Origin of the sequence: Iocasia fonsfrigidae (genome assembly GCF_017751145.1) — a bacterium.
Classification (GTDB): domain Bacteria; phylum Bacillota; class Halanaerobiia; order Halanaerobiales; family DTU029; genus Iocasia; species Iocasia fonsfrigidae.
Genome location: NZ_CP046640.1, coordinates 717,545 through 728,366 on the forward strand (window position 1 = coordinate 717,545; position 10,822 = coordinate 728,366).

The 10,822-nt window shown below is 36.5% G+C and carries 10 protein-coding genes, 2 tRNA genes and 1 pseudogene; 12 read left to right on the top strand and 1 reads right to left on the bottom strand.

Annotation, left to right across the window (positions count from 1 at the left end; translation table 11 throughout):
- Nucleotides 1–48: 48 nt before the first annotated feature.
- From GM661_RS03615 to GM661_RS03660, 10 genes and pseudogenes are all read left to right on the top strand, one after another.
- Nucleotides 49–1,107: a FecCD family ABC transporter permease gene (locus GM661_RS03615; protein ID WP_230868779.1), complete on the top strand. Its 1,059-nt coding sequence runs from the start codon at nt 49–51 to the stop codon at nt 1,105–1,107.
- Entirely contained in the window at nt 1,104–1,886 is a 783-nt protein-coding gene (locus GM661_RS03620) for an ABC transporter ATP-binding protein (protein ID WP_230868780.1), read from the top strand. Before GM661_RS03615 ends, GM661_RS03620 begins: the two co-directional genes overlap by 4 nt.
- A 134-nt stretch (nt 1,887–2,020) precedes the next feature.
- Nucleotides 2,021–3,058 (top strand): hypothetical protein, encoded by a 1,038-nt coding sequence (locus GM661_RS03625; RefSeq protein ID WP_230868781.1) that lies wholly within the window; start codon nt 2,021–2,023, stop codon nt 3,056–3,058.
- A gap of 94 nt (nt 3,059–3,152) precedes the next feature.
- Nucleotides 3,153–3,767 carry a class I SAM-dependent methyltransferase gene (locus GM661_RS03630; protein WP_230868782.1) on the top strand — a complete coding sequence of 205 codons (615 nt, stop codon included), beginning with the start codon at nt 3,153–3,155 and terminating at the stop codon, nt 3,765–3,767.
- A 95-nt stretch (nt 3,768–3,862) separates the two neighbouring features.
- Nucleotides 3,863–4,969 carry an iron ABC transporter substrate-binding protein gene (locus GM661_RS03635; RefSeq protein WP_407929637.1) on the top strand — a complete coding sequence of 369 codons (1,107 nt, stop codon included), beginning with the start codon at nt 3,863–3,865 and terminating at the stop codon, nt 4,967–4,969.
- Between the two features lie 88 nt (nt 4,970–5,057).
- Nucleotides 5,058–6,161, top strand: coding sequence for an ABC transporter substrate-binding protein (locus tag GM661_RS03640; protein WP_230868784.1), 1,104 nt, complete (start codon nt 5,058–5,060; stop codon nt 6,159–6,161).
- A gap of 20 nt (nt 6,162–6,181) precedes the next feature.
- Nucleotides 6,182–6,871, top strand: coding sequence for a GTP-binding protein (locus GM661_RS03645; protein ID WP_230868785.1), 690 nt, complete (start codon nt 6,182–6,184; stop codon nt 6,869–6,871).
- 55 nt (nt 6,872–6,926) lie between these two features.
- Nucleotides 6,927–7,676: pseudogene (locus tag GM661_RS03650) on the top strand (ATP-binding cassette domain-containing protein); the annotation flags it as partial.
- Between the two features lie 13 nt (nt 7,677–7,689).
- The gene (locus tag GM661_RS03655) at nt 7,690–8,655 is read left to right on the top strand and encodes an ABC transporter substrate-binding protein (RefSeq protein WP_230868787.1); all 966 of its coding nucleotides are present in this window, start codon (nt 7,690–7,692) and stop codon (nt 8,653–8,655) included.
- A 96-nt stretch (nt 8,656–8,751) separates the two neighbouring features.
- Nucleotides 8,752–9,447 carry a GntR family transcriptional regulator gene (locus GM661_RS03660; RefSeq protein WP_230868788.1) on the top strand — a complete coding sequence of 232 codons (696 nt, stop codon included), beginning with the start codon at nt 8,752–8,754 and terminating at the stop codon, nt 9,445–9,447.
- A 65-nt stretch (nt 9,448–9,512) separates the two neighbouring features.
- Here the strand turns inward: GM661_RS03660 and GM661_RS03665 are convergent, their stop codons facing one another.
- Entirely contained in the window at nt 9,513–10,160 is a 648-nt protein-coding gene (locus GM661_RS03665; RefSeq protein WP_230868789.1) for a peroxiredoxin, read from the bottom strand.
- Nucleotides 10,161–10,340: 180 nt separating this feature from the next.
- Here GM661_RS03665 and GM661_RS03670 point away from each other — a divergent pair.
- Nucleotides 10,341–10,416, top strand: a tRNA-Glu gene (locus GM661_RS03670).
- Between the two features lie 76 nt (nt 10,417–10,492).
- A tRNA-Asp gene (locus GM661_RS03675) sits at nt 10,493–10,569 on the top strand.
- Nucleotides 10,570–10,822: the final 253 nt, after the last annotated feature.

Here is a 10,822-nt window from a genome sequence, read left to right on the forward strand (position 1 = left end):
AAAATTGGTAACAAAAAATATTCTAAGATTTTAAAGGGAGAATGTCATATGATAGCAGCTATTGTCAAAAAAATTAAAGAAAATTTTAAAATGGAAAGAGTTATTATAAAAAGACTATTAATAGCTGTATTCTTTGTTGTTTTATTATTATTATTATCGTTGTTAATGGGAAGATATCCGATCTCTATCCGGGAACTATTTGATGTTTTATTTTCCAGGATAATAGTAGTAGATAGAAGCTGGTCAGTTGTGGTTGAAACAGTAATCTTTAATATTAGACTGCCTCGGATAATTGTCGCAGTCTTAGTTGGAATGGCTTTAGCTACTTCGGGAACGGCATATCAGGGAATGTTTAAAAACCCGATGGTTTCTCCCAGTATCTTAGGTGTTTCTGCCGGGGCTGGTTTTGGCGCCGCAGTTGCTATTTTACTATCCCTGGATATAGTAGGAATTCAAATTTTTGCCTTTCTATTTGGTATTTTGGCGGTAAGCCTGGCTTTTTCTATCAGCAGGCTTGTAAGTAAAGATAATAATGTTTCTTTAATATTGGTCTTATCAGGGATGATTGTCAGTACTTTATTTAGTTCGCTTATTTCTCTGACTAAATATGTAGCAGATCCAGATGATAAATTGCCGGCTATTACTTTCTGGCTAATGGGGAGTTTTTCTTCTGTTGGTTTTAAGGATGTCTGTACAATTATTGGGCCGATTTTACTTGGCTTGATTTCTTTATATTTACTAAGCTGGAAACTGAACATTTTATCTTTTGGTGAAGAGGAGGCTCAGTCTGTCGGGGTTAATACGAATAGATTAAGAATGATTGTTATATTATCATCTACTTTAATTACAGCTTCGGCGATCTCGGTTAGTGGTTTGATAGGCTGGGTGGGGTTGATAGTACCTCATCTGGCAAGAATGATTGTCGGTTCAGATCACCGGGTTTTAATACCGACTTCAATGCTTATGGGTGGAATGTATTTGTTAGTGGTAGACGACCTGGCTCGAAGCATAATTTCAATTGAAATACCAATTGGGATTTTAACTTCGTTGATTGGGGCTCCGTTTTTTGTCTGGTTATTGTTGAAATCAAGGAGGGGATGGTCATGAAACTGGAGCTTAAAGATGTAGTCTGCGGATATGGTCCAAATGTTATTGTTAAACAGGCTTCAATGGGAGTAGCCGAAGGAGATGTCTTATGTTTGCTGGGTCCAAATGGAGTAGGCAAGACTACCTTGTTTAAGAGCATTTTAGGATTTTTAAAATTACTTGATGGTGAGATACTACTTGGCGGTAAGAATATTGCCGGTTGGTCCCGAAAATTATTTGCCCGGGAAGTAGCATATGTACCACAGGCTCATAACACTCCTTTTCCATTTAAAGTGCTTGATGTTATTTTAATGGGGAGGACTCCATATCTTAGACCTTTTTCGGCACCGGGTAAGGAAGACCGGAATCTCGTCAAAAATATTATGGCTAGTCTGGATATCTTAGCGTTGGAGAATAAACTATATACAGAAATAAGTGGTGGGGAGAAACAATTGGTATTGATTGCCAGAGCACTCGCCCAACAGGCCAAAATACTTGTAATGGATGAACCTACTTCAAATCTTGATTTTGGCAATCAAATAAAAGTTTTAAATCAAATCCGTAAGTTGAGTAGAGAGAATTTAGGGATAATAATGACTACTCATTTCCCTGACCATGTCTTTATCTGTGCTAACAAAGTAGCAATAATAAGAGATGGGTTTTTACATAAAATAGGGAATCCGGAAACTGTAGTAACCAGAGAGAATTTGAGGGAAGTTTATGGGGTTAATGTAAGTGTGGAGAATATAAGTTTTACCAGTGGTTATAAGGCAAAAGTCTGTGTACCAGAGGTAGTATAATATTTCTATGTGTTGCTGGTTTTATTTAAAGTTACAGGGCTTGAAATATAGATCTACACGATTTAAGAATTACTTGTTCTTAGATTATATGTTAAAAATCTATAAGTAAATAAGAAAATAAGGAGGAGTTTATAATGAGGAGGATAACGATAGTAGTTAGTATTGTTTTAGTGATGTTAATGGCTATACCAGCAGTGGCAGTGGAATTTAAGATAGGAAAGTTCGAAATAGAAAATACATATACTGAGACTGATGATGCTGACAGTAGTAGTGAGACAGTATTTAAGACAACGTTGATTTTGAATGAAAAGGTAGATGAGCGGGTGAATCTCTTTGTTATGACCCGTCTGGATGGGGAATTTAATCAGGCACAGGGACCAAAAGATGCTGGTACAGACGTATTTGTCAGAAAAGGCTGGTTAAATATAAAAAATGCCATTGGACCGGTGGATTTAAGGGTAGGTAGAATGGATGCGGCGGCTGCTAATTATTTATTATATAATATGAAGTCAAAATATGAATTTGCCAGAGCTGCTTATAGTAATGATAAATTTGCTATTAAGGTAGGTCATAATATAGATAGTGATGAGAAGACGCTATTTAGTGAAATCAAAGGTATTTATTTAGGCCCAGTTGATGCAGTAACTTTAAATTATGTCGATGCTGATTTTGCAAATATTGATTATAATGGTTATAGCATTAATTTTCTTAAAGAGTTTGATCCACTGAAAGCTGATTTAACTTATTTAAAGGTAGAAAACGGAGCACTTAAACCAGAGGGCTATGATCTGAGGTTTTCTACTGATAAATTAGTTTCTGGGGTAAATCTTTTTTTAGAATATGCGGCAGGTGAACAGGGTATTGCTGTTGATAGGCATAATTTCCAGAAAGATGATTCTGTTTTCGTGGAAAGTGAGCTTAATAATGCTTATGATATCAAGATGATCAAGCCTGGCTTTATTACTGATCTTGGTGATAGACTGAAGCTGGATTGTGCTTATGCTTTCTATGAAGCTGATGATTCTGATGCCAGTGATGATTATTTGGATCTGATCTGTACTTATAAATTAAGTAAAAAAAGTTATCTGGAAGTAGAATATGAAAATCATAATTTTGATAATACTGGCACAGATAATACTATTATCACTACCAAATTGGGTGTAAATTTTTAGATGTTTAGCAGTTTTGAGTAGATCCAATTACGATGAAAATCATGTCAATATAAATGAAAGTTAAATATTAAGCATCAGAATTGGGGTGTTAAAAATGGGTAAAAGTGCTTTAGAATTTGATCAGATAGCCCGGGAAGTCTTTGCTCCTATTTATTCAGTGATTGTCAAGCAAATCAGGGATAAAACAGGTATCAGTTCAGGAATATGTGTGGATGTTGGTAGTGCTGGAGGATATCTGGGTATTGAGCTGGCTCGGATTAGTGAGCTATATGTTTATTTATTGGATAAATCTGAAGAGGCTTTAACTATTGCGGATAAAAATATTGTTGCTGGTAAATTTCAGAAAAGAATGGAGACTATGCTGGCAGATGTTCATAAAATACCACTTTCCGATCAGTCTGTTAATTTGGTAATAAGCCGGGGTTCGATATATTTCTGGGAAGATCAGGCTAAGGCATTAAAGGAAATCTATCGAATTCTTACTCCCGGTGGTGTTGCCTACATTGGAGGCGGTTTTGGTCGGAAAGATTTAAAAGACCAGATTACCATTGAGATGAAAAACAGGAAGCAAGACTGGCGTGGGGGCAGAAGTGAAAATTCCTGTACGGATTGTGGTGAGGTTTTTGTTAGGGCTTTACGTCAGGCTGATATCCCAGAATTTCAGATTGTTAAAGAAAAGGCTGGTCTCTGGATCTATATCAAGAAATAATGTTAATCTGGAAATATGATTAAATAGTTAGCGGTATTTCTTGGATAGTTTGCTAGTAAATCAGATTGATTACTTATTCCACATCAAGGGGAGTGATGATAGTGTTAAAGAAAAGAAGATTAATTATTTTAGGAATTGTTCTGATATTGATTTCTTCACTGGCGCTTTGTAAAAATAATCAGGTAAAGGCTGCTAGTCGTACTATAACTGATATGGCAGGGAGAACTTTAATAATTCCCGAAAAAGTTTCTAAAGTTTATTCTGTAAATCCGATTGGTACAATTTTATTGTATACTCTGGCTCCTGATCGCTTGGCTGGTCTGAACTGGAAAATTACTCCTGCTGAAAGGAAATATACCACCAGGGAATACCAGCAGCTACCGGTTTTAGGTGGCTGGTTTGGTAATAATAATACTGGTAACCCTGAAGAGATTTTAAGTGCTCAGCCAGAGATAGTCATCAGTGTTGGCGATATAAATAAGACAGCAATTACTACTGCTGAAAAGAGGCAAAATCAACTGGGTGTCCCGGTTTTATTGCTGGATGGTCATTTAGAGAAACTGGCTGATTGTTATCAATTAATTGGTAAAGTAATTGGCGAAGAAAAACGAGCCCAAGAGCTGGCCAATTATTGTATCAAGGCAATCAATGATATTAAAGAAAAAGTAGCTGGTATACCTCAGGAGAAACGTGTCCGGGTTTACTATGCTGAAGGAACTGATGGATTACAAACAGATCCACAAGGTTCACGTCATGCTGAAGTAATTGATTATGCTGGAGGGATTAACGTAGCTGACGTGCCATTAAAACAGAGCTGTTATGGGCGTAGCCAGACATCGTTAGAACAGTTGATGTTATGGAATCCGGATCTAATTATTGTCTGTTTTGATCAGGGTTTCAGTAAAGAAAACAGCAGTTATAATAAAATATTGTCTGAGCAAAACTGGAAACAGCTTAAAGCAGTCAAAAACAAGCAAGTATATGAAATACCGGCTGCTCCTTTTAACTGGTTTGACCGGCCACCTTCTGTTAACCGTATTATTGGATTAAAATGGCTGGCTAATTTATTATATCCTGATATTATGAATTTAGATATAGAGGTAGAGGTAAGGAATTTTTATGAAAAGTTTTATCACTATAGCTTATCAAAGCAGGAAACCAAGGAATTACTTGTAAATGCTAAAGCGGATAGTCTTCAGTAATTCACTTATGAATGATTAAAGTGAAGATAAATAATAAGATGTTTGAGAGAATTCCTGATTTTTTTAAAAAATGGGGGTGGGAGTAAAGATGAAAAAAAGGATAGTTTTATTATTCGTGATTTTAATTTCTTTTATTTTGATGAATGTCGGGGTAATTGCTGCCGAAGATTCTCAGGCTGATAAGCAGAAATTGATAACTGATATGGCCGGTAGAGAGCTAATGGTTCCTACTAAAATCAATAAAATATTTGCGGCAAATAACACTGGAGCAGTGCTAGGTTATTGTCTGGTTCCTGATAAATTGATTGGCTGGAATAGTAAACTCAATAATAATATGAAAAAGTATATTAAAGGTAAAGCTACTTCTTTGCCGGTAATGGGCACCCTATATGGAAATGCTAAATCAAAAGCAAATTTAGAAGAGATTGCTCTCACTGCTCCGGATATTATTTTGTTGATGTCTCCTAAAATTACTAAAAAAGTGATTAATAGTGCTGATAAGATAACAGGTAAGCTGGGTATTCCGGTTATTGTTATTGATGGTCAGTTTAAAAATACTGGAAAGACCTTAGAATTTTTAGGAGGTTTACTCGGTGAAAAAGAACGTGCTGAAAAGTTAAAGGATTATTTTGAGAATGTCTATCAAAAAGTTATTACTATAGCAGTTGACATTAAACAAGAGCAGCGGGTTAATGTCTATTATGCACGTGGCGATAAAGGGTTAACCACTGAAATAAAGGGTTCCCCTAATACAGAAATATTACGTTTGCTTAGGGCCAGGAATGTTGTTGATTTGAATATTTCTGCTGAAAACACTTCCGGGCTGGCTGGTAATTATACGGTAACAATGGAACAGTTATTGCTCTGGAATCCAGATTTAATAATTGTTGGTAGCGGATTTTATACTGCAAGCGGATTAGTAGATATTATAAAAGAAGATAAAAGCTGGCAAAGCTTGAAGGCGGTAGCTAATAGACAGCTCTTTTTTATTCCCTGTGCTCCTTTTAACTGGATTGACCGTCCCCCTTCTTTAAATAGAATAATAGGTTTGGTCTGGGCGGCAGAGAATATCTACCCCGATCTTTACAACTTCGATCTTGCAGAAGAGATTAAGAAATTCTATAAGCTCTTTTATCACTATGACTTGACAGAAACTGAACTAAATAAACTGCTTGACTGTAGACTAAAGTAATTTTAAGTTGGAGTGATTTTATGAAACTGATTACTGTATCTGGACCACCTTCAACCGGAAAAACTTCGGTAATAATTAGGGTGATTGAGCATTTAAGAAAGAAAAATATTAAGATTGGGGTTATAAAATTTGACTGTCTAACAAGTGATGATGATCTCTTATATAAAAGAAAGAACATCCCTGTACAGGTAGGTATTTCTGGAGGGCTATGTCCAGATCATTTCTTTGTTAGTAATATCGAAGAATGTTTTACCTGGGGGTTGAATAAGGGACTAGACATTATGATTACAGAAAGTGCTGGTTTGTGTAACCGTTGTTCACCTTATCTCAAAGGGCCACTGGCAGTTTGTATAATTGATAACCTGATGGGGATTCATACCCCGAAAAAGATCGGACCGATGCTCAGGTTTGCTGATCTCGTAGTGATTACCAAAGGAGATATAGTCTCCCAGGCAGAACGGGAAATCTTTGCTTACCGGGTTAAAGAAGCCAGTCCCCGGGCCAAAATTTTGTTTATCAATGGAATTACCGGCCAGGGAACTTTACATTTAGCTGATTTATTTCTGGAAGGAAAGGAAACAGTAGAGCTAAATAATAGTAGACTCCGTTTTACTATGCCAGCAGCTTTATGTTCGTACTGTCTGGGAGAGACAAGAGTGGGAAAGGATTTTCAAATAGGAAATATTAAGGATATTAATTTTCAAAGGTAAAATAAATAAAATAGAATCGGTGGTGAGCTGATTGCAGCAAGAAAATAGATTTAAGCTAACGATAATCGGAGGCTATAATAAGAATGATGAGCCGGAGGATCTAACACTGACTATTTCTGCCGGGGAGGTTGTGTCTATTGTCGGCCCAACTGGTTCAGGTAAGAGCCAGTTGTTAGCAGATATTGAATGGATGGCCCAGGGGGATACACCTACCGGCCGGAGGATATTAATTAATGACCAGATTCCTGATTCTGAAATGCGTTATGATATTGAGTCTAAACTGGTGGCTCAGTTATCTCAGAATATGAATTTTGTAATGGATGTTACTGTTCAAGAATTTGTTCAGATTCACGCCAGTAGTAGGAAAATTAAAAATAGCGGTAAACTGAGTACTAACATTATTGAAAAAGCAAACCAGCTAGCCGGCGAAAAATTTACGGCAGATACTCCGCTAACTTCTCTGAGTGGAGGTCAGTCCCGGGCTTTGATGATAGCTGATACAGCCTATCTTAGTAAATCGCCGATTGTGCTAATTGATGAGATAGAGAATGCTGGGATAGATAGAAAGATCGCCCTAGATTTGTTGGTAAAACGGGAGAAGATAATCTTGCTGGCCACCCATGATCCAATACTGGCTCTTTTGGGAAATAGAAGGCTGGTTATAAAAAATGGAGGTATTTATAAAATTATTGAAGCTACGGTGGCTGAAAGAAAGAACCTGGAAATACTTGAAAAATTGGATAGAAAATTAATGTTGATGCGGAACAGGCTTAGACATGGGGAAAAAATTAATTATTGTGGGTAGGAGTGAGTTTATAATGTCAGAATTTAAAAATTGTAATCTGCTAGCATTAATGCCATGCCCATTAAAGGTTCCATTTGAAAGATTGATTACAACATATTTGAGGAAAAAGGAAAGAGAGGGGGTTTATCTTGACTGTACTATAGTTGCTAATGCTAATACCCATCTGTCTTTTTATGAAGAGATTGATAATTTTCAGGATATAAAAGAAATTCCTGATATTATTATCTCTCCTGGCCTGAATAATCTTTTCTATCATGACTTTTATGATAAATTTATTAGGCCTGGTTATTTTAGAAATCCGATCAAATATGATTTTGAAGATAATTTTGTGGAGATCGGTTATCAGGATAGCAGGAACAATTATACAATGTTTACAATGAATCTGCTGGTTTTAGTTGTTAATACTGCTAGATTAAAAGGAGCCCGGGTACCATTGAAATTTGCTGACCTTTTAGCTGATAATTATTATCAGAATGTTGCTATTAGAGGAAGAGATGAATTTATCTGTGAAACTGTATTACTGAATTTTTATAAAGAATATGGCTTAGCAGGGATAAAAAAACTATCTTATAACGTTCGGGAAGGCTTACATCCTTCACAAATGGTTAAAAAGGCTAAAAGTAATAGTGAAGAGGATGAAGCCATCTATGTAATGCCCTATTTTTTCGCTAGAACTTTAATTAATCATAAAAAGATAGAGGTTATCTGGCCGGAAGATGGGGCTTTGATCAACGCAATCTCCATGTTAGTCAAAAAAGATATTACACTTGAAGTTAAGGAACTGGCTAGATATATAGCAGGTCCAGAGCTCGGGAATCTTTTTGCCAGGGCTGCTTTTCCGGTAGCTAATCCGGCAGTTGAAATCAATGTTTATAAAAAGAATAAGTTTAAGTGGTTAGGTTGGGACTTTATTCGTCAAAATGATTTAAGAAAAGTTATGGAAGAAATTACAGCTTATTATCTATCCTTTCAAAATTAAGATAGAGAAGGATTAACCTGAGATTAGAGTCCTAGGATGTTTGAGTCATATTTAATTTTACTGTTTTGACTATAAAATTATCAGGAGGGTTATCAGATGTCTATTAGAAAAAAACTTGATCTGCCTGCCATCGACTCATATAGTTATAAACCACTGTGGAAACAGGTTTATGAAGTTTTGAGGGAGGCCATCTTATTTGGGAAATTTAGGCCTGGGGAAAAAATAACTGAGCTTGAGTTGTGTCAGCAATTTAACGTAAGCCGCACCCCTGTCCGGGAGGCCATCCGTATGTTAGAATTAGAGGAATTTGTTTTGATTGTTCCCCAGCGTGGTGTCTTTGTTGCTGGAATCAAGTCTAAAAAAGAAATAAATGATATCTTTCAGGTTAGGGCGGAACTTGAAGGCCTGGCATCATATCTGACTGCACAGCATATTACAGAAAAACAAATAAAAAAAATGAAAAAATTCACAGGGCAGCTGGAAGAACATATTGCCAGAGGTGAACTGGAAGACTGTATAAAAATTGACATTTCATTTCATGAAATAATCTATGAAAGTTGTGAAAATGAATGGCTGCAGAAATTTCTGGATAGTTTATTTGAACAGATAAGCCGCTTTCGTTCGGAAAGCATGTCACAGCGGGGACGTATGGAAGAGGTTCTGGTAGAGTATCAACAGCTTATTAAGGCCTTTGAAAAAAGAGATGCAGAATTTGCCAGAAAACTGGCTGTAGAACATATAAAATCAGCTCAAAAAAGTGTTCTATCAGTTTTCAAACATCAGTATGATTAATAATAAATACTTAAAGAACCCCACCTGGAATTATCAAGGTGGGGTTTTAGTATTTACTGTTTTAATTAAACTTCTTTATAGCAGAACCACCAGTCGAAATTGTCATATTCATCTTTTCTTTTGCTGGCTGTTGCTATATCTGCAGCTGGTTCAATAATGACTTTGTCATTTATTAATTCGTTGTCAGGCCAGTTAGCAGGAATGGCAACTCCATTTTTATCTGCTAGCTGGAAACCTTTAATCATACGTACGATTTCATCCATATTACGACCCAATTCCTGTGGATAGTAAAGAATGGCCCTGATAGTCCCCTTAGGGTCAATAATATATACTGCCCGGACAGTATTAGTACCCTTTCCAGGGTGTACCAGCCCCAGTCTTTCGGCAACCTGGCCACGGTCATCAGCAATAATAGGGAATTTAATCTCCACATCTAAATTTTCTTTGATCCATTCAGTCCATTTAATGTGGGAGAATACCTGGTCAATACTTAAGCCGATTAGTTCTGTATCCAGCTCCTGGAATTGTTCAAACCTCTTCTGAAAGGCCACAAACTCGGTTGTGCAGACAGGTGTGAAATCAGCGGGATGGCTGAAGAGAATAAACCACTTTCCTTGATAATCTCCTGGTAAGTTTTTACTCCCCTGTGTTGTAGTTACTTTCATTTCTGGAAAAGCGTCTCCGATTAACGGCATTTGTTTTTTTTCTTCCATATGTAATCCTCTCCTTATTCTTTATTAGTAATAGTTATTAATATTAGTATAAAATAAATTGCTGGATTTGTCAAGTGGAAATTTAAAAAAATATTTTTTTAAGCACTTGACAGTTATCTGGATATATTGTAATATAATAGAGCACAGGAATTAGTTGATGTAGTTTCTGTCTGCTGATAGGCCCTCATCGTCTAGGGGTCCAGGACACCAGGTTCTCATCCTGGCGGCAGGGGTTCGAATCCCCTTGAGGGTACCAGAAAAGAGGTAGGAGGTAAGGGGTCAGAGCTAGGAGAGTTTCTTATTTCTGACATCTGACAGCCTACTTCCAATATGGAGGCGTAGCGTAGTGGTTTATCGCGCCGGCCTGTCACGCCGGAGATCGTGGGTTCAAATCCCATCGCCTTCGCCAATCAATCTAAAAAAAAGTCCTTTTAATTCTTAAAAGAATTAAAAGGACTTTTTTTTATTTTTTTAGAGTGTGTTTCTAATATAGGGGTGAGTAACGAATCTTCAAAGCCTAAAAAGTAATATTTGTTAATTTAAAGGATAAATTTACAAATAAACAAATAATTTTGCAGGAAAAAAAGAGATTGCCGTGAAGTATATAGTAAATTAGCAATATATGCAAGAGGAAGAGATGATTGCTAAAAAATGTGATGAAT